Raw genomic sequence first — 21,118 nt, forward strand, 5'->3', positions numbered from 1 at the left:
CCACGGTGTGGTGCCTCCACGGGACCCAACTCGGGTTCACAGCCCTCATGGGACGGTCTGGCGCCCGCATGCCAGACAGCAACACCTCTCAACGGCCGCCTGCTCCCAAACCAGACGGCCTACCCGTGCTTCCAACCGACTCCCAAATCCAGCAGGAGTAGATCCTCATGTCCAGGACCAAGCAAGCCCTCGCGGCGGCCGCCACCCCCATCGGAGCGATCGCCGTGGCAGGCCTCGAAGTCGTCATCCCAGCCGCCGCCGCTTGCACCGGAGGCTGGGTGGGCTCCAACGCGCCGGGCCTGCCCAGCGGCTGGGCCGGGGCGCTCGGGGGCGCCCTCGGGCTCGGGCTCGCCGCCGGCGTCATGCAGCTGCTCAACTCGTTCAAGGCGTCGCTGCGCGCACTCAACCGCACCTCGAACTCCCCGGCGACCGAGCTGAGCCTGGAGGAGCCGGAGGAAGCCTTGCCCAGTCACCCCCAGGACGTCATGGACCTCCTGACCCAGGCGGCACAGGCCGGGGCCGCACACGAGGCCGCGTTCCACTCCAGGAAGGTCGACCCCGCAGGCGCCCTGCTGGACAAGAAGGAGCTGTGGGTGGGCGTCGACGGCACCAGCGCCATGTTCCATCTCGCTGACGGCGCGTACGTGTACTACGAGAAGGACGACAGCGGGAAGCACCCCAGGCACGAGTACTCCTTCGTCGCCCCCGCCACCAGGACCGAGTCAGTCCCCGTCACGTCCATGGATCAGGTGCGTGACCTCCTGGAGCAGCACGTCACCCGCGAGCTGAAGGACGAGCCGGTCGCGGCCTGACCCTGCCGGCCCCCTGTGCCGCCCCGGTCCCTCACAGGCCGGGACGGTGCGGAGGCCCGGCAGGGCGGATCGTGCCCAGCGCGCACAACTGCGCCACAGGGCCGCTCTTTACGGCGTAAAGAACTGCCACCAGCCCGAAGCTGATCCACGAGCCCTTCGTGCGGCACGCCGCGAGCCCCGTTGGCCCACCGGCCCGCACCTGAGCCGTCATCCCCGACCGGCCCTACCAGCCGTGAGCTGATCAGCCGCGTTCCAAACGGCCAGCACACGCCTGCCGTACGCGTCGGCCCAATCCGACAACCCCACTACCGACTTGATGAGTTGAGGAGTACACCCGACCATGCCCCAAACCCGCGCCATCGAGCGACTGGCGCTCTTCGGTAGCCTCCTCGCCGCGTTCGGCGAGATCCACCCCTTCTGCGATCACTGGGCGCAAGGAAGCGAAACCGCCCGCTGCAAGCGGCTCTACGGCCCGCATCCCGTCTACCGTGACGGCGGCCCCGTCGAAGCGGAGGACGCCGACCGGGCAGACGAGCCGACCATGACCGCCAGCGCGCGAGGCCGCCGGGCCGTCGCGCTTCACGTCATTTCTGTCGGGCAGGGGCCTGCTCGACCGGCTGATTGCTTGGCATCGTTCCTGGTCAGCAGCTCTGGGGTTGGCCGGATCGGTGCGCGACAGGTGTCGCGGACGGTGATGGTCTGATGGCGACCGTCGACGATCTGATGACCCTGGCGACGTTCGCCGGGAGCGGCTTCTTCCTCCTCGTCGGTCACAACCTCGCCGATCACGTGACCGGCCAGTGCGACTGGCAAGCGGCAGAGAAGGGCGCCCCGACACCGGAGGAGGTCGCTGCCGGGGCGAGCCCTCGTCGCGGTTGGAGGGCGAACCTGGCCCATGTCGGCCTATATCACCTCACGCTACTCGTCCTTGGATTCCTGGTCTGGCTGGTGCTGCCGCTGGACTGGTCACCCGCCGGCGTGATCGCGGCGCTGGCGTGGTCGGCGGGCACTCATGCCCTGCTGGATCGGCGATGGCCGGTGCGGTGGGTTCTGGAGCACACAGGCTCGCCGGACTTCGCCCGGTTGAACGTCGGCGGGCTGAACGGGATGTATGCCGCTGACCAGGCCCTGCACTGGTTCGCCCTGGGCATCGCGGCGGTGCTGCTGGCGGTGGTCCCGTGAGCCTGGCCTCAGCCGAGTTGGCGGGTGCTGTTGAGCTGGGTCATCAGCTCCCGATTGGTGGTCCGAGCGGCATCGAGGTCCCCCCGACGTGCACGACACGGCGACGTGAACCGTCGTACACAGCAGACCTCCTGCGGGTGACGCGACAGTGCACGACGCACCTACGACCCCGAGAGAACGTCGCGACACACACCGCGATCCAGACCGGCGCGGCCACCGCGCTCACCCGAGCGTTCGGCTACCGCATCCCGGCCTCCGCCCTTCTGACCGGGGCCGCCATCAACGGCTTCACCCACGCCGCGATCGACCGCGGCGCCCTCTTCCTGTGGCTCGCGAAGAAGGCGGGCCAGTCCGGCTACATCGAGCACTGTCAGACCGTCCGCCTGGATAAGGACGGCACCCCGAAGGAGGAGATCAACGGGCCCGGCACCGCGTGGATCGAACTCGACGCCGCGCTCCACCGGTTCATCGGCGTCGGCGCCGCAGCGGTCACCACGTGGCTCGCCACCCGCAAGGGCGGCCGCCGATGAAAGAGCTCGATCTCAGCCTCGCCCCCGATCCGGTCGAACGCCTCGCCTCCCTGCTGCGTCTGCGCTTCGGAGAAGCCTGGGTACCTGAACCGGACGCCGACCGCTGCAGCGCGGTGCTGCGCACCCGGGAAGGCCGCGCCATGTGCGCCACTCCCGACCCGGCGGAGAACCGCATCATCCTGCAGGCCTGGGTCGACTGGGACTGGGTGACCCCGACCGCCGTGTTCACGGTCGACCTGGCGGGCCACCGCCACCTCGATCACTGGCTGTCGTGCGCCGACCTCACCGACGCCGGTTACGCCATCAAGAAGCTGATGCGGAGCCTGCTCGACCAACTCGAGCCAGTTCCGCCCCTCACCGACGGCGGGAAGCCCCTCGACCTGAACGCCGCCGAGCAGCAACTCGAGAACCTCGCCGTGCAGGCGGGAGAACTGGCCCGGCAGACCAGCCAGTTCACGGCCCGGCTCATCTACCGCAAGCCCGTCGCGGCCGGCGCGAAGGGTCTGCTCCGGCTGGCCGGGAAGACCGCGCGCACCGCGACCCGCGTCGATCTGCTGCGCGGCAACATTCCCACGGACATCAGCGTCCCCCACTGCTGACGGCTCCTCGTGCTGTCCCGGTCCATCCCGGATCGGGACGGTGCGGAGGACCGCCGGACCGGACGGCCCCCTGGACGGCGGACCACCTCCCATCCACTTCGGCGACTGCCGCCACCTGACTGTGCGCACGAGCGACAGGCTGCTGAAGCCGCCAGCCCTCCGTGCGCCTCCGACGCCCTTTGGAGGACTGCGTGCGTTCCCAGAGCGATTCCATACTCGCCCCGCTCTCCCTGCCCGACGGCCCGTTCCTACTCGCGATGGTCGGCGCCGCCGGCAGCGGAAAGAGCCGCGTCGCCCGGGCGTTCCCGCCCGACTGGCGGCTCGAGCTCGACAACTACCGCTGGCAGGCCACCGGGTCGCCCGGAGACCAGACCGCGACCCCGATCGCGAGTGTGGTGTTCCGCGAACTGCTGGAGGCCCGCCTCACCCGCAACCTGCCCGTCCTGGCGGACTCCACGAACAGTGAGCGCGGTGTCCGCGCCTACCTGACCCAGCGCGCCCGGCACTGGCGGATGCCCACCGTGGCGATCGTCTTCCGGGTCCCCGTGCAGGAATGCCTGGCCCGGCAGGAGACGCGCACGAAGGCCAAGCAGGTGCCGCCCGATGCCATCTCCCGACAGGCGGACGGCGTACCCACCCCCGACCAGTTGATCGACGAGGGCTTCGACCACGCGTACTACGCCGACGAACTCGACCTCCTCGGCCTGCTGCTATGCCGCGCGGCCACCGCCGACCCCGACCCGCTCGCCGACGTACGGTGCACCTTCGGCGAGGACCTGGCCGCCGTGTTCGCCTGGCACAGCGAGCGCGAGCACGGCTTCGCCGCCGGCACCTTCGCCGTGGCCGGCCGTGAGATCACGGTGCGCTGGATAGACGACGGCGACCCGTACGACCACCACTGGCAGGCCCGCCTCAACGAGGCCTGCACCGACGGCTGCCCGGGCCCGCTGTGGGTGAAGGTCACCGACGCGGCAGACCTGCAGAGCGTCTACCTCGGCGGCGCACCCGACGAACCATGGTGCGACGGCTGCCACAGCCACGGCCTGGCCGTGAGCTGACCGGAGGCACCGATGGACGCCGTACTCGCCAGCCTCATCGCCGTCGCCGGCACCCTGCTCGGGACGGTCCTCGGCCCCCTCCTCCTGCGGCACACCACCGGCAAGGAGCAACTGCGCACCACCGCAGCCCGGTTCGCGTCCCAGCTCTCCGTCCACCGCGGACACCTCTACAAACGCTGGGAGATCGCCCGGCGGGAGAACTCGGACCCCCGCGAGACGGAGGCCGCCAACGACACAAGCAACACCTCCCGCGACGACGTCACGCTCCGCCTGTACGAGCTGCGTGTCCTGACCCGCAGTGCGGAACTGCTGAGACTGGCCGACGCCGCCGTCGACGCGACCTACGCGGTGAAACGGCCCGGCGAAGACCTGTCAACGGTCACCCGTGCAGAGATGGACGCCCGCCGAAACCGTGCCATCACCGCGGACCATGCGTTCCTCTCGGCGGCCGCTGCCATCTGAGCCAGCTGGCCTTTACGCCGTAAAGACGCTGACGCCACCGCGCCCCGGTGAGATGAATCCGCCGCACCCACATACCGGACCCGATCCGGCTGCCCCCGAACGTCACATGCGCAGGGCACGCCCCCGGCCTGCAAGCACTGGGCGTGCCCTGCTCCCCCAACGAAGGAGGTCTCCCGAGATGACCACAGCCAGCACCAGCACCGCAACCACCCACCCCGGACAGGTCGCTACCACCTCCAGCGCGCCCGGGTACAAGACCTGCGGCGGCCGCCGTGCCCGGCGTCTCGACTCCTACGGCCGAGGTCGGCCGCGCTCCGATGCCGACGCCACGATGGCCGCCATTCGCCTCGGGGACGGCGCCCACGTCCACTTCTCCCTCGTCGACGACTGCTTCGCCGTCGTCCGCGCCGTCGACCCGCACACGGACGAGGCGACCGCGTGATAGCCGTCGACGTCATCACCGCCGCCGCCCTCCCCACCGCAGGCTGGGCCCTGACCGCCGGACTGCTGGGCCGCAAACTGTACGCCGCACGCCACGACCCGCTCAGCGGTCTGTGGACCCGCATGCCGTGGATGCGCCGCACGGACCGGCTGATCTGCCGGCACCAGGCCAGCCACGTGCTCATGCTCGACCTGGACGGCTTCAAGCCGGTCAACGACACCTTCGGCCACCCCGCCGGCGACGCCGTCCTGCGGGCAACCGGCGCGCGCCTGGCCGACTTCACCGCCCAGCACGGCGGACGGCACACCGAGTGCGCGCGCCTCGGCGGGGACGAGTTCGTCGCCATCCTCACCCTCAACGACAGCGACGTGGCGGCCTTCACCGACGGCCTGGCCCACGAACTCGCCCACCCCGTGCCGTGGCCCGACGGCCCCCTCACCGTCACCGCCTCCATCGGCATCGTCGCGATCGCCGACGTAACGCAGCCGTCCGCATCCACCGTGCTCAAACGCGTCGACGACGCCATGTACGACGTCAAGAAGGCCCGAGGCGGACGCGGTCACCGCGCCCCGCGCCGAGCCACCACCACCCGCGGGGCCGAAGAGCGCCTCCAGCTGACGAAGGGGGCGAGCCGATGACCGCACAGCACAACGTCGTGGTCCTGGAAGGCTTCCTCGACGAGGAGACCTTGCCCGGCCCACGCGATGACACCGCCCGCTTCCGTATCCATCTGGCGGCGGACGAGGACCGCGTCGACGAAGCCGTGCTGCCCTGCGTCGTGGCCAATCCGGCCCTGGCCGCCGCCGTCCTGAACGAACGCAAACGGGGAGACCTGCTCCGCGTCGCCGGCCACCTCCGGCTCCCCCAAACACCGGCCGGCGCCATGTGGCTGGAGGTCCACGCGATCGACGTCCTCCACCCCACGCTCCTCCCCGACCCCGACCCCGACGACGAGGAGAGCACACCATTCATCGAGCGCTACGCCTCCTACGTGGTCATCTACGACCCGGACGGACTCACCCACGTGTGGCACGAGACCGGCGACCAGATCGGCTCGACCGACGACCCGTCGGAGATCAGCGACCTGATCCACGCATACGAACAGCGCACCGCCTCCGGCGACACGGGAGGCACCACGTGATCGACATCGCGTACGCCTGCGCTCTCTACCCGCTCGCCGCCTACCAACTCACCGCTGCTGCGCTGCGCGCAGCCCTCACCTCGGCGGCCAGCGACCAGCGAGACCCCACCCGCGAACGGTTCCGCCAGGAGAAGGAGGACCCCCGATGAACACTCCTGCGCTGACCCTCAGCGGCGCGCTCGCCGAACCAGCCGTCCTCGACGGCGACGAGGCCCGCTTCCGCCTGCTGCTCGCACCCGAGGGCGACGGCCACGAGCTCACCCCGCAGGAACACGACGTCCGCGAAGCCGTCCTTCCCTGCTACCTGGCCGATCCCGTCGGCGCACCGGAACTTGCCGCGCTGCCGCCCGGAGCCTCGCTCAAGGTCACCGGCTACCTCGCTCTGCCCGAGCAGCCGACCACTCCCCTGCGCCTGGTCGTGCTCACGGTCCAGCCCGAGGACCCGGAACACGAGGCATTCGCTGCCCCATCGCCCCCTCCCTCGCAGTGCCCGGCACTGCGCCTCGTCTACACCAGCGGGCCGACCGAGCCCTGAACCACCGCACCCCGCGGGCAGGTCCACCGCGGCCTGCCCCTCTGTACCCCCTGCACCGAAGGACTCTCCGATGGCGATACCCGCCACCCCCACCAGCCCGCCGGCCGTCACCACCGCCGAGGCCCTCGCCCTCGACCTCATGGCCGACGGCTTCTCCGCCGACGACATCAGGCTGCGCACCGAGATCGCCCCCGACGACCTCTACCGCCTCGCAGCCCTGCACAACGTGCCCTCCCCGCACGGCACCATCGAGGGATTCGGCTGCCACCGAGCACGCCGCGAACAGCCCAGCGAGAAGTGCGCGCCCCTGGAAGCCCGCTGCGAGGCCCAATTCCGAGCCAGGCAGCGCATCGCTGATGCCGAGCGCACCCTCGGCCGGCAACACCGCACCCGCCGCGGCCGCCGCAACACTCTCGCCCGCGCGTAACTCCCGTCCGGCCCGGGGCGGCCGTCGACCTCCGAGCCCGGCCGCCCCGGCTGCCCCGTCACCGTCCTGTCGGCAGACCACCGGGACACCAGGACCGACCAGCCCGCCGCGGGCCCGCCCCTTCGGGCCGGCCGTCGACCCTTTCGCAAGGAGCCCAATGCCCATCCCCCAGACCGTGGTCCCCGAGCCCGCACGGGACCAGACCGCCAGCCGCCAACCGCACGCCGCCCAATCCGGCCAGCCCACCGCCGTCCGCGCACTGACCATCCAGCCACCCTGGTCCGACCTGATCGCCTTCGAGAACGAGGCGATCGCGAAACGAATCGAGAACCGCAGCTGGACCAGGACCTGGCGCGGAACCCTGCTCATCCACGGCGGCCTCACCCTCGACCAGATGGCGCTCGCACTGCCTGCCGTACGAGCCGCGCTGCCTGACGACTACCAGCCGGTTCAGGGATTCGTCGTCGCGATCGCCGACCTCACCGGCATCCACCCCGACGACGGCGAATGCACCCCCTGGTCGGAGCGAGGATGCTTCCACTGGGAGCTCACCAGCGTGCAGCGCATCCAGCCGGTCAAGGCCCGCGGGATGCAGGGCCTGTGGACCCCCAAGCAGCCCCTGCTCGACCAGATCGTCACCGCCAACCCGGCCTTCGCCATGCGACTCGCCGCATAGCCCCCGTCACACACCACACCCACCAAGACCAGAACGCCGGGGACCAACTCCCTGCCCCTCCCGACCTCGCCGCCGCCGTCAGCCCCACCAAGCCCGCCCTCCTCCGCGGCCACGACGCGGACGACCAGGCGCTGCGCTACCTCCTGATGCCAGTCCGCCTCAGCGGCTGAACCCCAGCCAGGCCCGGGTCTCGCGCTCGCCACCTCGACCGGCGCGAGGCCGGGGTCTTTACGCCGTAAAGACCCACAGCCCGCCCTCCAGACCGAGCCCGAACCAGGAGCATGAGACGCCTGGCCCACCTCCACCAACAGCCCCCGAGCCCTGCTCGTATCCGGCGCACGCGAACCAAGAACTGGCGCGCCGGAAGCGCACGGTGCGTCGACCGCAGCAGCCGCTACGGCAACCCGTGGCGCATCATCGACGACGTCGTCGTCCTCGCTCCGGACGGCACAACCCAGCCCCTGGCCTCACCTGGAGAGGCCCGCAAGGAAGCCAGCAGCCGCTACCAGGCCTGGCTCCACGGCGAAGGACCCGACACCTACCGCGTCGGCAAGAGGACCTTCGACCGGCGCCGTGTCCACACCGACCTCAAACACCTCGAAGGCCGTGACCTGGCCTGCACCTGCCCGCTGCCCAGTGACGGCGAAGACGACCACTGCCACGCAACTGTGCTCCTGAAGCTGGCCAACCACCCCGAGAGGACCAGGACGTGCACGTGACCGGCTCTGTACAGGCTCCGTCGCCGCGCGGCTACCGCACCGCCACCCTGCACCTGACGGTCGAGGCCGCCGAACACGCACGCCGCCAGGAAGCTGGCCTCGGGTACATACGCGACTCGCACTGTGCCCTGCTGGACACCCTGATGGCCCTCCCACCAGGCCCTCCCGGTCCAGCACGAGGACCTGACCGCACGGCAGCAGGCCGACATACGACGTGCACCGGCCGGGATCCTGGACCTGACCCTCGGCGTCGTCACCCGGCACGCCGTACGTCCGTGCCGCGTCGACCTCGCCACAATCCACGCCACCTGCACCCGCGACAGCATCGGGCGAGCAAGCTCCTACGCGCCGTTCTGCACCCGCGACGTCGTCACCCCCACACCGCCCCGCCGCAACTTCCTGCTGTCCGAGGCGAACTACTGGGGAATCGGCGTCTTCCTCGACCACGGGAACGGTGAGCTCGAGACACTCGTCGAGCCCGAGCTGTGGCGACCGAAGCGGCACACACCCGCCGCCTGGCGCTTCGCGGAGGCCGCGTACGCCTCCTACCTCTCGCACACCCCAAGCCCCCAGACGACCAAGGCCCTCAACCACGCAGGAGAACAGACCCGTGGGTGACCACACCGGCATCGAATGGACGGACTGCACCTTCAACCCCTGGTGGGGATGCTCGCGGGTCTCGCCCGGGTGCAAGAACACTGCTACGCGGACCAATTCGCCCGCCGCTGGGGCCTCGACCTCTTCCACCGCGGCGGCGAGCGCCGGATGCTGTCCGACCAGTACTGGCGCAAGCCCCTCGCCTGGAACCGCCAGGCGGAGGAAACCGGCGTGCCCCTCCGCGTCTTCACGGCCTCCATGGCCGACGTCTTCGAGGCCCACCTCCAGGTCGCCGAACCCCGCGAACGGCTCTGGAAGCTCATCGAGCAGACCCCCTGGCTCCGGTGGCAACTGCTGACCAAGCGGCCGGAGAACATCGCCACCATGGCCCCGTGGGGCGACGCCTGGCCGGACCACGTGTGGATCGGCACCAGCGTCGAAGACCAGCGCTACGCCGAAGAGCGCATCCCCCTCCTCCTGAAGGTCAATGCCCGTGTCCGGTTCCTCTCGTGTGAACCGCTCGTGCAGCAGATCGATCTGGAGCCGTACCTGGCTGACGTCACCACCGGCGCGGGCATCAACTGGGTCATCGCCGGTGGTGAATCCGGTGCCAAGGCCCGCCCGATGAACCCGGCGTGGGCCCGCAATCTCCGGGATCAGTGCGACGCAGTGGGCACGCCCTATTTCTTCAAGCAATGGGGCGAGTGGGCGCCGTCCGGCCGCATCGCTATCGGCGGGAACCAGCGTGGCCACGCCCTGGTGGGCGACCCGGTCGACGGACTGGGGCATCGGGTCGAGATGGTCCGCCTCGGCAAGAAGAAGGCCGGGCGCCTCCTGGACGGCCAACTGCACGACGCCGTGCCGCCTCTCAGCACTGCCCGGGCAACAGCTTCCGAAGCCTGACTCACCCTCGGCGGTCTTTACGCCGTAAAGACCGCCGGCCTCTGCCTAGTTGTACTGACCCGCGAGGTTGGGGACGCGACTGGCGGGTGACTGGCCCTTGAGTGCGGTGTGTCCGCGGTGGTGGTTGTAGGTGTGCAGCCAGAGAGGGTAGGCATCGCGTCGTTCGGCTTCGGACCGGTAGGACTTGGCGTAGGCCCATTCGTCGAGGAGGGTGAGGTTGAACCGTTCAACCTTGCCGTTGGTCTGGGGGCGGTAGGGGCGGGTCCGCTTGTGTGAAATCCCTTGTTCGGCAAGCGAGTTGCGCCAGAGGTGGGACCTGTAGCAGGAGCCATTGTCGGTCAGGACCCGGCGGATGGTGATTCCGGCATTGGCGAAGAAGGTGTGGGCCCGCTGCCAGAATCCGACGGCGGTTTCCTTCTTCTCGTCGACCAGGATCTCGCTGTAGACGAGCCGGGAGTGGTCGTCGATGGCGTTGTGCAGGAAGCTCATGCCCGCCTTCGCGCTGTTCTTGCGGCCCGCCTGCCGGCCGAGGACCTTGTGGCCGCCGCCGTCGGGGATGTTGCCGAGCTTCTTGATGTCGACGTGCACGAGGTCGCCCGGGGCCGCGTGTTCGTAGCGGCGGATCACCCGGCCGGTGGCCCGGTCCAGGTGGGCCAGGCGGGCGAGACCGTAGCGCGTCAGGACGCGGTGGACGGTGGCCGGGTTCAGTCCGAGAAGGTAGGCAATGCGGGCAGGCCCCCAGCGGCGCAGGATGCGGACCTTGATGATCCGGCGCTCGGTGCGGGTGGGGTCCGGCGTGGGCTGCGGTGAGGCCGTGAGGAGCGGTCGGCCATACCGGCCTCGCCGAGCTCGCGGTAGCGGGTGGCCCACCGCTGGGCCGTGGTGGGCGAGACCTGGAAGCGTTCGGCGGCCCGCCGCAGCGGCCACCGGTCCTCGACGACACAGCGGGCCAGACGCAGACGGCCGGTCTCGGTCAGGGGTGCGTTGCGGTGGACCATGCGAGGACTTTCTGGCTCTGAAAATGACGATGGCCGGGTGCACGGGTGATGTCCCGTGCACCCGGCCGTGGTGCTGGCTGTGTAAGCGGCCGGCGGTGAGCTCCGGATTGCCGGTGGCGTGGCTCGTTTCGCCCCGGCGTCAGCGGTCACGACGGCGTTCGCGCCCACGTCCAGCTCTGGCGTCGTGGTTGCGGGTGACGGCACGTGCGTGGGCGCGCGGCGCACGCCCGAGTCGGATCGCTGCGTCGGGTCACACGATCCGAGGGGCCTCGGCCAGACGAGCCCGCAGGTCAGCCGTGCCCACTGCGGCGAGGAAGGCGGGACGGCCGAACTCGGCACGCCAGCTCTCCGAGAGCGGGCCGAGATTCACGGTGTCGAAGCCGAACCGATCGTAGAGTTCCGTGACGAACGCTGCGGCCTTGGGGAAGTCGCTGGCGGTCGTGAGTGCTCGCCGTCCGGGGGTGCCGCTGGGGCGGCCGTCGGTGGTGATGTCGGCCGCGGCGATGTGGTTGAAGCCCTTGGCGACTTCGGCGCCTTCGAGGTGCTGCTGCACCAGCCCGGAGGTGGTCGTCTCGCCCGTGTCCAGTGCGGGGATGTGGCCGTCGCGGGGCGGATAGTAGTTGATGGCGTCGATGACGATTTTGCCTCGGAGAGGTGCGACGGGCAGGTCTCGGTAGGCCGCCATGGGGATACCGGCCATGACGACGTCGGCGTCCTGCGCGGTCTGGATGACCGTTGCTGCGCGTGCCGTGGGCCCCAGCTCGGCAATCAGGTCCGCCAGGGTCTCGGGCCCGCGCGCGTTGCTGAGGATGACGTCGTAGCCGAGCGTCACGGCCTTGCGGGCGACCTGGCCAGCGACACTGCCCGCGCCGATGAAGCCGAGCGTCGTCACGACCGGCTCTCGGTCTTCTCGCTCTGCGGGTGGACGGTGAGCACCAGTTTGCCGGTGGCGCCGCCCGCCTCAGCCAGCGCGTGGGCCTTGGCGGCCTCGGTGAGCGGGAAGGTGGCGGCGACGTGCGGGCGAAGCCGCCCGGCCTCGGCGAGAGCGGCGAGGCCGGTCATGCCGGAGTGGTCGTGCTCTACGACCAGGTTCTTTGCCCGCACTCCCAACTCGGAGGCGCGCGCGGTCACTTCGTCGAACTCGACGGGCAGACTGGAGACCAGGATGCCGCCGGGCCTGAGGGTGTCCAGGGCGCGCAGCCGGTCCGTGCCGCCGACCACGTCCAGGACCACGTCGATGTCGTGGGCCTCCTTGACGACGTCGGCGGTGCGGTAGTCGATGACCTCGTCCGCACCCAGGCCGCGCACGAGATCGCACTTGTCACCGGACGCCGTGCCGATCACGTACGCGCCGCGCGCCTTGGCGACCTGCACCGCGATGTGCCCGATACCGCCGGCCGCACCGAGGACCAGCACCCGCTGCCCCGGCCGCAGATCGGCGGTGTCCACCAGCGCCTGCCAGGCGACCAGGCCCGCCATCGGCAGCGCGGCGGCCTCTACGTGGCTCAGCTCCGCGGGCTTGGGCGCGAAGGCGCGGACCGGCCCGGTGACGTACTCGGCGTAGGCGCCGGCGCCATCCGGGTAGGGCAGCATGCCGAACACCTCGTCGCCCACCTCGAAGAGCGAGACGCCCAGGCCGACCGCCTCGACGACGCCGGACACGTCCCAGCCCAGGGTGAAGGGCGGCTCGCCCAGGAACAGGCCGAGCCTGCGGTGCTGGCCGTCGGTGGGGTTGATTCCGGCGGCGTGGACGGCGACCAGGACCTGTCCGACGCCGGGCTCCGGGCGCTCGCGCTCGACCGAGTGGAGCACAACCGGGTCTCCGAGGATGTCCTGACTGATGGCCTGCATGGTGTGCGTGTTCATGTCTCCAGGCTGCGGCAGCGGCCCTGACCTCGCCAATGGCAAGATGGTCATAAACCCATAGAATCGTGCCATGGCCACGCCCACACCCCTCACCACCCCCAGCACGCCGCCGCACCGGGTCGTCGTCCTCGCGCTCGACGGCGTGTACCTCTTCGACCTGGGCATCCCCGAACGGGTCTTCGGCGGTGTCCACTACGCCGGGGTTCTGGGGGCGTACGAGGTGGTCAGCTGCGCCGCGACCGGGGACCGCACAGTCACCACCAGCACCGGTCTCACCCTCACCCTCGACCACGGACCCGAGGCACTGGAGAGCGCCGACACCGTCATCCTCCCGCCCTACGACCTGAGCCGCTTCACGGCCGACCTGCCCGAGCCGGTCCGCTCGGCGCTCGCCCACATCCGCCCCGACGCCCGCATCGTCTCCCTGTGCACCGGCGCGTTCACCCTGGCCGCCGCCGGGCTGCTCGACGGGCGGCCCGCGACCACGCACTGGGCGCTCGCGGACGAGTTCCGCCGACTGTTCCCCCAGGTGGCATTGGACCCCGCCGTGCTGTTCGTCGACGACGGCGACGTACTCACCTCGGCCGGCGTCGCCTCCGGAGTCGACGTATGCCTGCACCTGGTGCGCCGCGACCACGGCAGCGCCGTCGCCAACCAGGTCGCCCGGCAGTGCGTGGTACCGCCCTGGCGGGAGGGCGGCCAGGCCCAGTTCATCATCCAGCCCATGCCCAAGGAGAGGAACGAGGGCACCGGCGCCACCCGCGCCTGGGCTCTGGAACGCCTTGACCGGTCGCTCGCTCTGCGGGAACTCGCCGCGCACGCCCGGATGAGCCCCCGGACCTTCTCCCGCCGCTTCCAGGAAGAGACAGGCACCAGCCCCGGCCGCTGGCTGACCCAGCAGCGGCTGAACCAGGCCCGTCATCTCCTGGAGACCACCGACCTCACGGTCGACCGGATCGCCGCGGAGGTCGGCTTCGCCACAGCGAACTCATTGCGGCAGCACCTGCACACAGCCATCGGAGTCACACCGCAGGCGTACCGCACCACGTTCCGTGGCCGCAGCGAGAAGCCTGGCGAGGAGCGAGCACCTCGCCAGTGAGCGACGGGATCGGCGCACGCTCCTGGCGGGCGATATCGCCAGCAGTCAGTCCCACGCGTACGGATCGCGCCCTGTCACCAACCTCTGTGGGTAGAACACCTAGTCCGCATGGCGCCGCCTGCGGAGGACACCGCTGATACCCACTGCCGGAGATCTGCCAGATGACCGGCAGCCAGCTGACAGCACGGGAGCCAGCCCCGACCTCGGGAGACACGAATGGACCCGACCCCATCGCCCCCCTTCCTCCCGCTGCCCCAGTCCCCGACGCGCGGGCCGCTCTCGTCCGTGACGATCCCGCCTGGCCCTTCCGGTCGGCGTGCGCAGCCGACGGAGGCATCGCCCACCTTCGGGTCTGGAAGGCCGAAGGTGAAGGCCACGTTGCTATCGTCACGGAGACCGGCCTCGGAGCCTCCACGACCAACAGTGCGGGTGAGATCTGGGCGGAACTCGCCGCCTGCTATCCCGGCCCGCTTGTCCTCTTCGAGCACTGGCCCGCTGGTGACTGTGACGACCACGACCGCCTCGATCAGGTCGCGATGGAATACCGGCGGCCGACCTGGCGCCGCATCTGGCCAACCGCCCCGGCCAACCCTGACCACGACCTCTGCACGGCCTGGATGCAGGCGTACGGGCACGATCTGCTCGTCACATCCAACCCAGCCGTGTGAGCAGCACGAGCAACAAGGCCCGGTAGCCGCCCGCGTACTTCTGAAGCGGCTTCCGGGCGTTGCCAGTGCCCCTCATCTACGGCGATACCCGCCCCACGGCCCGCCTCCTGCGCGACCGCTCGTGGAGCAGGACGATCTCTCCACCCTCTTTACGGCGTAAAGACCTCCCGAGCTGTCTCACCGGGGAGCAGGGGACGGGCCGCACACCATGCACACGGTCTTGCCGAATCAGGCCACGACCGCACCCATCGACAACCTGCCTTCAGGGAGGCAGCAATGCTCGAAAGCACCGACTACATCGAACCCGGCGACCGCCCCGCCGCCTGGATGGCGCTGGCCCGTGAGTACGCCGCGCGGAACTGGCCCCGACACGAGATCGCCTACGCCCTGTGCGTCGACGAACCCACCGTCGACCAGCTGCTGGCCGATGGTGGAGCGGCGCAGCAGGCGGCCCCCGCACCCGTCCAGTGAGCACAGCGGCCGCCCGCACCTGGCGCCCGGACGGGCCCGGCTCATTCCAGGCGCCTGCCGGTGTGACCGCCGTGCGGGACCGTGATGGACGCCTCTGGACCCGCGGCGCAACCCGCTGGACTTGCACGGGCACGCACTGGATCCGGTGGCGGGGCCTGGTCGCCGAACATGGGCCGGTCACCGAAGAGCCGGCCCCGTGACCCTGAGCGGCGCACCACGGAAACCAGCCCCGCCTCCACCCCGTCTCGGATCGCTCATCGAGCCCCTCATCCCCTCTCATCCCTCACCCTCGTGGCGCCCTTCATGGCGAAATGCGTTAATTTATTCGTTAATCTCTAATTTAACGTCTATCCATGCACAACCGGCGCATCTCCGGACGCTGGTCGGAACTGCCTGAGGGGAACCATGGCTGAGGAGACACCAGCCCCGTCGGCTGAGGGGTGGAGTGGCGGTGGGTGCCCGATGGGGGCCTTCGCTCGGCGGTGGTTTCTTCAGGGTGCCGCCGTGGGTGTGGCCGGTGCGGCGGGCGGGATCGCGGCGGTCGGCGGTGGGGCGGTCGCGGACTCGGTCGGCGAGATCAAGGCGGCGCCGAGGTCGCGGGTGATTCCCTTCCATGGGTATCACCAGGCGGGGATCGCCACCGCGCCGCAACAGGTCGCGATTTTCGTGTCGTGCGATGTGACCGCCGCCAACCGCAAGGAACTCACCGAGCTCTTCCGCATGCTGACCGCGCGAGCCCGCTTCCTCACGGCGGGCGGCACGCCACCGAAGGCACCCCTGACCGCTACGCCGTCGGACAACGGCATCGTGGGGCCCACGGTCGCGGCGGATGGTCTCACCGTGACCGTCGGAGTGGGTGCGTCCCTCTTCGATGAGCGCTACGGACTGAGCGCTCGCAAGCCGGTCCAGCTCGTCCCGATGAAACCCTTCCGCCATGACGACCTGGACCCCGCCATGAGCCAGGGCGACCTGCTGATCCAGATCTGCGCTGATTACCGAGACACGACGGTCCACGCACTGGTCGACATCCTGACCCACACCACATCCGCGATGAAGCTGCGCTGGCGCGTCGACGGCCAGCGCAATCAGGAGCGCCCCGTCGGCATCCGGCGCGACTGGTTCGGCTTCCACGACGGCATCGCCAACCCGGACGTCTCTGACGAGGCCCAGATGAACCAGGTGGTGTGGGTTCAGCCGAAGAGCGGCGAACCGGCCTGGGCCGCGGGCGGCACCTATCACGTGGTGCGCATCGTGCACTTCTTCATCGAAGCGTGGCAGAAGGTGCCCGTTGCCCAGCAAGAACGGATCTTCGGCCGCCGCAAGGCGAGCGGCGCCCCGCTGTACGCGGTGGGCGAGAACGTCCCGGACGTGTTGGACCCGATCTACACCAATGACCCGCAGGGCCTGATCACCCCGCTGAACTGCCACATCCGCCTTGCCAATCCCCAGACCCCGCAAACCGCTGCGACCAGCGCCATCCTGCGCCGCAGCTACGACTACGACCGGAGCCCCAACCTGCGGGAACTCGACATGGGGCATGCGTTCAACTGCTTCCAGCGGAAGCTGAACACCTACATCGCCATGCAGACCCGGCTCGAAGACGAGGCACTGGTGCCGTACATCAGCCCACGGGGCGGCGGCTACTTCTTCGCACTTCCAGGTGTTCGGGACGAGAAGGACTACTACGCCCGCGGACTCCTCGCCCGAGCCTGACCCCCGGCCGAATCACTGCACCGCGCACAGGAGGCGAGATGTTCTCTGTCCTGCGGACCCGGGCCGGCAGCGGCCATCGGCGCCCCGGCAGGCCGCTCCAGTCGGTCCTGGCGGCAGGCATCGGGATTCTGTTGGTCTCCTGTACGTCCACCGGTGTGGACAAGGAAGCCACGCACGTGCCGACCGCACCCAGGGGCGGTACCAGTGGCCGGGTGTATGTCACGAATCAGCAGGACAATACCGTCTCGGTGGTCGACGCCCGCACCTACAAGGTCGTCGCGACTGTGCCGGCCGGCCTGGCACCCGAAGGCATCGCTGTCACCAAGGACGGCAGGCACCTGTACATTGCCAACAACGGTTCGGCCCGGGTCTCGGTCGTTGACACCCGGAAAAAGAAGATCGTCAAGACCGTGCGGGTGGGGAAGAGCCCCACCGGTATCGGTCTCAGCCCCGACGGAAGGGCCCTTTACGTCGCCAACGGCCGCTCGAACACCGTCTCGGTGATCGGCATCGGGACCAACCGGGTTGCCAAAACCATCTCGGTCGGCAAGTCCCCGGTGAACGTGGCGTTCAGCCGCGACGGTCGTACGGCCTACGTGGCGAATTCCGGGTCGGGCAGCCTGTCGGTGATCGACACCCGTACACGCCGGGTCGTCCGGCGACTCCCAGCGGGGCGCTTCCCCGTGGCGGTCGCCATCACCCCGGACGGGAAGTCGGCCTACGTCGCCGACGAAGTGGGAAAGCGGGTCCTGGCCATCTCGACCCGCACCGGCAAGGCGACCGCCGTGCGGGTCGGCCAGGGACCCTTCGACGTGGCCGTCGCGCCCGATGGCCGTCGCGCCTACTCCGCCGATCTCGGCCCGGGCAACATCTCGGTGATCGACACTGGCACCCACCGGGTCTCGGCGACCATCGCCCTGGGCCCTCCCGGCACCGACCCCTTCAATCTGGAGGTCACCGGCCAGGCGGTCTACGTCGCGAACCAGGGAGCGGGCACTCTCTCGGTCATCGACCCGAATTCCCGCAAGGTCGTCGCGACGGTCACCCTTGGCGCCAGCCCGTACGGCGTGACGGCCAGCTGAGCCCGCTACGCACGCCGGTACGGGCTGACGCCTCGGCGGGCGGCACCGGTGGTGAGGACGACTCGCCCTCCTCCACCAGCGGTGGCGGCACGTCATCCGGCGAGTCGTCGTCAACGGCCTCCAGGGGTGGCGGGTCGTCATGCGGGCGGGTCGTCGTCCAGCGGCAGCGGTGATCTGACAGGGCAATGGGACGGGCCGCGGGGCCCGCCCCCTTCACATGCCCGGTAGGGGCCTACTCGGGCGGCGTCGGCGTGTCGTGGCTGCGGTACATCGCCTGGATGTCGAGCTCCAGCTTCACCGTGGGGCCGACCACGGCGATGCCGCGGGCGAGCATATTGCGCCAGTTCAGGGTGTAGTCCTCGCGGTGCAGCTCCGCCGTGGCGAGGGCGGCGCAGCGCAGTTCCTGGTCGTAGCCGCCGTTCACGGCGCCGAGGTAGGTGGACGTGCCGAGCCGCCCTCGATGCCCGTCCACGGGCTTCGGAACAGCGGCCCCGCCAAAGCCCGCGCATCTCTTCGACAACACCCGCCGTACGAACGGACAGCCATGGAATCCCTTGAACAGGCCCCCACCGCGGCCCCTGAGATACGGCGCGCCGCAGTCATCTCGGACTGCGGCCGGTACCGCTATCTCCTGGTGCGGCAATGGGCGGACACCGGCCCCACAGCAGTGTTCGTACTGCTGAACCCCAGCACCGCTGATGGGACCAGCGACGACCACACCAGCGGGCACTGCATCCGCTACGCCCGGAGCTGGGGCTGCGGCGCCCTGCTCATCGTCAACCTCTACGCCTGGCGCGCGACCAAGCCGATCGATCTCGGACGGTCGAAGACCCGGTAGGCCCCGAGAATGACGCCTTCCTGTACGCCGCTGCCGCCTCCGCCGAGGACTCCGGCGGTCCACTCGTCGGGGGATGGGGCATCCATGCCCGACCGGACCGCATCTCCGCTGTCCTCGCACTGCCTCACATGCGCCGACTCAGCGCCCTCGCGGTCACCCGGCTGGGACAGCCCCACCACCCGCTCAGGCTGAGCCAGGCCCGGAAACCGGCCCGCTGGACACCGCCGAGCAATCAGGCCTCTCTCTCGCCACCGTGGCAGGGTGATTCCAGTACTGCGCTGGCCGTGGTCATCATGCGCCCCGGCCTCCCCGACATCCGGCTGGGCCCTTACGCGTTCCCGCACCAGGCGACCTCGGTCGCGAGCAGCCTGCGCCTCCAGATGCACAGCACCCAGCACGTGGACGGCACCACCGTGACCGTTCAGCCGTACCGGCCGCACCTCACCCACCAGGATCCCCACGTCCCGACGGACACCTTCCAGCTCGCCAGAATGATGGATGAGGAGGAACCGAGCGCGGTGATGGGGCACGACTTCCCCGACCTGTGGGCACGCCTCCACGCACACGAGGGGCACGACCGCGCGAGTTCCATCTGGCGCGCGGCCTGCACCATGTACGACGCGATACACAGCGAGGCCGTCTCCGAGTGAGTAGGCGCCCAGGAGACGGCCTCGCATCGACCGTCCATCCCGCAGGACTGCGGACGATCCGCGCCCCGAAGAGCCCCGCACCCTGGACACGCTTCCAGGGTGCGGGGCTCTTCGTGTTTCACGAGTGATCTTTACGCCGTAAAGAGCCTGCCGCGCCCGACCGGGTGGGGGAGCCCTCCTTGCTGACGTAGAACGCTCAGTGCTTGGAGACCCGTGGAAGTGAAGCCCTGCGTCAGCGCCCAGCGCCCAAGGGACCGATTCGGATTGCCCAGTTGAGGCGCTGGACAGTGTGCCGATGGCGACCACCAGGTCCGCCGTCAGGCCCAGCGGCGCCTCGCGATGACGGCCTTTACGGCGTAAAGACCGGGGGAGTGCGAGCCATGGCGTGCTCTGCTCGTTAAGCTCCAGCCTGAGAACCCCCATCGAGTACCACCCTCAGGAGCGTGAATGGCCGGGGCGCAGAACAGCCTGTCCGTGGCGGAACGACGGGCCCAGCGGGAAGCGGAGCGACGTGCTGAGCAAGGGCGCCAGCGCGCTGAAGCCGAGCAGAGGGCTGCAGGCAGCGGCTTCGAGGTGGCGATCGAAGAACTCGCCAACAATCCCCGCAACGCTCGCGAGCAGCTTGAGGGACTCGAAGGGCTCGCCAGCACCTACGAGTCCGTCGGCCTGCTCCAACCGGTCGCCGCGATCCCGGCCGAGGTTTTCAAGGCGGCCTTTCCGGAGAACGCGGACGAGATCGGCGACGCCCGCTTCGTGGTCATCGGCGGCAACCGACGCCTTGCGGCGGCCCGGCTCGCGGGCCTGGAGAAGCTGCCCGTCCTGGTGAACAGGAAGGCCACGACACGCAAGAACATTCTGGTCGCGGCCGCCACTGAGAACCTCTCGCGCGAGGAGCTCAAGCCGTTCGAGGAGCTCGCGACCATTGAGGAACTCAAGAAGGAATTCGGGACCTACGAAGCGGTCGCCAAGGTCCTCGGGAAGTCCGGCGGATGGGTCTCCCAGCGTCGACGTCTGCACAACCTGCAGCCTGAGGTCCGCCAGGCCCTTGAGGAACGCATCCCCGGTATGACGATCGAGCTGGCCCGAGACCTTGGCACGATCAAGGACCGCGACGAGCAGCTCGCTGCCTGGGAGCAAGAGAGGGCCCTGGCGGCCGCTCGTGATGCTGAGCCCAAGCCAGACAAGGGCCGGAAGCAGGGCGGCGCCAGCAAGAAGGCCGCGAAGAAGCCGGTCCCCAAGCAGGGCGGCGCCGGTGGTGACGAACTGGACGAGGCCACCAAGGCGCGGCGAGAAGCGTGCCTGGCGACCGTCTTGGATTTCACTGAGGATGCATCCCGGCTCCACATCATCGCCCTGCAGGCCTCAACCGACCCGGATGAAGCTGTTGCGCTCGCATCTCAGTGGCTGGGCGAAGCCGGCATCGGTGCCTCAGCTCTGAGCCTTCCGTCGCTGCCCGGCGATGAGGGCAAGGGCCGACAGGCGAGGGCCGCACTCGCGCTCTCGCTCGCGCACTGCGAAATCCACATGGTGCGCAACGGCGGCAACGACGCTGCACATGCCAGCGCCTACCTGGACTGGCTGGGCACGCACACCGACTACGAGCAAGCCGACGACGCCGAGTCCGCCCTCACCGCGTAACTACGGAGACTC

At 69.8% G+C, this 21,118-nt stretch carries 25 protein-coding genes and 4 pseudogenes; 25 read left to right on the top strand and 4 right to left on the bottom strand.

Annotated features, from left to right (window positions below; all coding sequences use genetic code 11):
- Positions 1-167: 167 nt before the first annotated feature.
- The 17 genes and pseudogenes from NQU54_RS33150 (at position 168) to NQU54_RS33225 (ending at position 10,083) form a co-directional block, all read left to right on the top strand.
- On the top strand, positions 168-812 hold the full coding sequence (locus tag NQU54_RS33150; RefSeq protein ID WP_257634247.1) for a hypothetical protein: 645 nt from the start codon (positions 168-170) through the stop codon (positions 810-812).
- 340 nt (positions 813-1,152) lie between these two features.
- Positions 1,153-1,515 (top strand): hypothetical protein, encoded by a 363-nt coding sequence (locus tag NQU54_RS33155; RefSeq protein ID WP_257634248.1) that lies wholly within the window; start codon positions 1,153-1,155, stop codon positions 1,513-1,515.
- Positions 1,515-1,994 (top strand): DUF3307 domain-containing protein, encoded by a 480-nt coding sequence (locus NQU54_RS33160; RefSeq protein ID WP_257634249.1) that lies wholly within the window; start codon positions 1,515-1,517, stop codon positions 1,992-1,994. Before NQU54_RS33155 ends, NQU54_RS33160 begins: the two co-directional genes overlap by 1 nt.
- A gap of 137 nt (positions 1,995-2,131) precedes the next feature.
- Positions 2,132-2,524 (top strand): hypothetical protein, encoded by a 393-nt coding sequence (locus tag NQU54_RS33165; protein WP_257634250.1) that lies wholly within the window; start codon positions 2,132-2,134, stop codon positions 2,522-2,524.
- Positions 2,521-3,123 carry a hypothetical protein gene (locus NQU54_RS33170; protein WP_257634251.1) on the top strand — a complete coding sequence of 201 codons (603 nt, stop codon included), beginning with the start codon at positions 2,521-2,523 and terminating at the stop codon, positions 3,121-3,123. Before NQU54_RS33165 ends, NQU54_RS33170 begins: the two co-directional genes overlap by 4 nt.
- Positions 3,124-3,314: 191 nt before the next feature.
- A complete protein-coding gene (locus NQU54_RS33175; RefSeq protein ID WP_257634252.1) occupies positions 3,315-4,181 on the top strand; it encodes an AAA family ATPase in 867 nt (288 codons plus the stop codon).
- A 12-nt stretch (positions 4,182-4,193) separates the two neighbouring features.
- Positions 4,194-4,643, top strand: coding sequence for a plasmid transfer protein KilB (gene kilB, locus NQU54_RS33180; RefSeq protein WP_257634253.1), 450 nt, complete (start codon positions 4,194-4,196; stop codon positions 4,641-4,643).
- 178 nt (positions 4,644-4,821) lie between these two features.
- Complete coding sequence (locus NQU54_RS33185) at positions 4,822-5,085, top strand: hypothetical protein (protein WP_257634254.1); 264 nt, start codon at positions 4,822-4,824, stop codon at positions 5,083-5,085.
- Positions 5,082-5,723, top strand: coding sequence for a GGDEF domain-containing protein (locus NQU54_RS33190; protein ID WP_257634255.1), 642 nt, complete (start codon positions 5,082-5,084; stop codon positions 5,721-5,723). Before NQU54_RS33185 ends, NQU54_RS33190 begins: the two co-directional genes overlap by 4 nt.
- A complete protein-coding gene (locus NQU54_RS33195) occupies positions 5,720-6,226 on the top strand; it encodes a hypothetical protein (protein ID WP_257634256.1) in 507 nt (168 codons plus the stop codon). Before NQU54_RS33190 ends, NQU54_RS33195 begins: the two co-directional genes overlap by 4 nt.
- A complete protein-coding gene (locus NQU54_RS33200) occupies positions 6,223-6,375 on the top strand; it encodes a hypothetical protein (protein WP_257634257.1) in 153 nt (50 codons plus the stop codon). The genes NQU54_RS33195 and NQU54_RS33200 overlap by 4 nt, the downstream gene beginning before the upstream one ends.
- Positions 6,372-6,761: a hypothetical protein gene (locus NQU54_RS33205; protein ID WP_257634258.1), complete on the top strand. Its 390-nt coding sequence runs from the start codon at positions 6,372-6,374 to the stop codon at positions 6,759-6,761. The genes NQU54_RS33200 and NQU54_RS33205 overlap by 4 nt, the downstream gene beginning before the upstream one ends.
- Before the next feature lie 70 nt (positions 6,762-6,831).
- Entirely contained in the window at positions 6,832-7,188 is a 357-nt protein-coding gene (locus tag NQU54_RS33210) for a hypothetical protein (RefSeq protein WP_257634259.1), read from the top strand.
- A gap of 157 nt (positions 7,189-7,345) precedes the next feature.
- Positions 7,346-7,864 carry an ASCH domain-containing protein gene (locus NQU54_RS33215; RefSeq protein ID WP_257634260.1) on the top strand — a complete coding sequence of 173 codons (519 nt, stop codon included), beginning with the start codon at positions 7,346-7,348 and terminating at the stop codon, positions 7,862-7,864.
- Between the two features lie 281 nt (positions 7,865-8,145).
- Positions 8,146-8,583: a DUF4326 domain-containing protein gene (locus NQU54_RS33220; RefSeq protein ID WP_257634261.1), complete on the top strand. Its 438-nt coding sequence runs from the start codon at positions 8,146-8,148 to the stop codon at positions 8,581-8,583.
- Positions 8,584-9,037: 454 nt separating this feature from the next.
- Positions 9,038-9,244, top strand: a pseudogene (locus tag NQU54_RS50280) (hypothetical protein); the annotation flags it as partial.
- The gene (locus tag NQU54_RS33225; RefSeq protein WP_257634262.1) at positions 9,217-10,083 is read left to right on the top strand and encodes a DUF5131 family protein; all 867 of its coding nucleotides are present in this window, start codon (positions 9,217-9,219) and stop codon (positions 10,081-10,083) included. The pseudogene NQU54_RS50280 and the gene NQU54_RS33225, both read left to right, overlap by 28 nt.
- Before the next feature lie 45 nt (positions 10,084-10,128).
- Here the strand turns inward: NQU54_RS33225 and NQU54_RS33230 are convergent.
- The 3 genes and pseudogenes from NQU54_RS33230 to NQU54_RS33240 all read right to left on the bottom strand — a co-directional run bounded on the left by NQU54_RS33230 (position 10,129) and on the right by NQU54_RS33240 (position 12,947).
- Positions 10,129-11,081 (bottom strand): annotated as a pseudogene (locus NQU54_RS33230) (IS481 family transposase).
- Between the two features lie 250 nt (positions 11,082-11,331).
- Positions 11,332-11,973 carry an NADPH-dependent F420 reductase gene (locus tag NQU54_RS33235; RefSeq protein WP_257634263.1) on the bottom strand — a complete coding sequence of 214 codons (642 nt, stop codon included), beginning with the start codon at positions 11,971-11,973 and terminating at the stop codon, positions 11,332-11,334.
- A complete protein-coding gene (locus tag NQU54_RS33240; protein WP_257634264.1) occupies positions 11,970-12,947 on the bottom strand; it encodes an NADP-dependent oxidoreductase in 978 nt (325 codons plus the stop codon). Before NQU54_RS33240 ends, NQU54_RS33235 begins: the two co-directional genes overlap by 4 nt.
- 70 nt (positions 12,948-13,017) lie before the next feature.
- Between NQU54_RS33240 and NQU54_RS33245 the strand changes: the two genes are divergently transcribed.
- The 5 genes from NQU54_RS33245 to NQU54_RS33265 all read left to right on the top strand — a co-directional run bounded on the left by NQU54_RS33245 (position 13,018) and on the right by NQU54_RS33265 (position 17,980).
- Positions 13,018-14,046 (top strand): GlxA family transcriptional regulator, encoded by a 1,029-nt coding sequence (locus tag NQU54_RS33245; RefSeq protein ID WP_257634265.1) that lies wholly within the window; start codon positions 13,018-13,020, stop codon positions 14,044-14,046.
- Between the two features lie 161 nt (positions 14,047-14,207).
- Positions 14,208-14,714 (top strand): hypothetical protein, encoded by a 507-nt coding sequence (locus NQU54_RS33250; RefSeq protein WP_257634266.1) that lies wholly within the window; start codon positions 14,208-14,210, stop codon positions 14,712-14,714.
- Between the two features lie 276 nt (positions 14,715-14,990).
- Entirely contained in the window at positions 14,991-15,185 is a 195-nt protein-coding gene (locus NQU54_RS33255) for a hypothetical protein (RefSeq protein WP_257634267.1), read from the top strand.
- 504 nt (positions 15,186-15,689) lie between these two features.
- Entirely contained in the window at positions 15,690-16,898 is a 1,209-nt protein-coding gene (locus tag NQU54_RS33260; protein ID WP_308408518.1) for a Dyp-type peroxidase, read from the top strand.
- Between the two features lie 155 nt (positions 16,899-17,053).
- Positions 17,054-17,980: a YVTN family beta-propeller repeat protein gene (locus NQU54_RS33265; protein ID WP_257634269.1), complete on the top strand. Its 927-nt coding sequence runs from the start codon at positions 17,054-17,056 to the stop codon at positions 17,978-17,980.
- 232 nt (positions 17,981-18,212) lie between these two features.
- Here the strand turns inward: NQU54_RS33265 and NQU54_RS33270 are convergent.
- Positions 18,213-18,422: pseudogene (locus tag NQU54_RS33270) on the bottom strand (YceI family protein); the annotation flags it as partial.
- Between the two features lie 102 nt (positions 18,423-18,524).
- Between NQU54_RS33270 and NQU54_RS33275 the strand changes: the two are divergent.
- The 3 genes and pseudogenes from NQU54_RS33275 to NQU54_RS33285 form a co-directional block, all read left to right on the top strand.
- Positions 18,525-18,943 (top strand): annotated as a pseudogene (locus NQU54_RS33275) (DUF1643 domain-containing protein); the annotation flags it as partial.
- 3 nt (positions 18,944-18,946) lie between these two features.
- Positions 18,947-19,468, top strand: coding sequence for a hypothetical protein (locus tag NQU54_RS33280; protein WP_257634271.1), 522 nt, complete (start codon positions 18,947-18,949; stop codon positions 19,466-19,468).
- Between the two features lie 447 nt (positions 19,469-19,915).
- Positions 19,916-21,106, top strand: a complete 1,191-nt coding sequence (locus tag NQU54_RS33285) for a ParB/RepB/Spo0J family partition protein (protein ID WP_257634272.1) — start codon at positions 19,916-19,918, stop codon at positions 21,104-21,106.
- Positions 21,107-21,118 lie beyond the last annotated feature (12 nt).

Origin of the sequence: Streptomyces malaysiensis subsp. samsunensis (assembly GCF_024519315.1) — a bacterium.
GTDB classification, from domain to species: Bacteria; Actinomycetota; Actinomycetes; order Streptomycetales; family Streptomycetaceae; genus Streptomyces; species Streptomyces malaysiensis.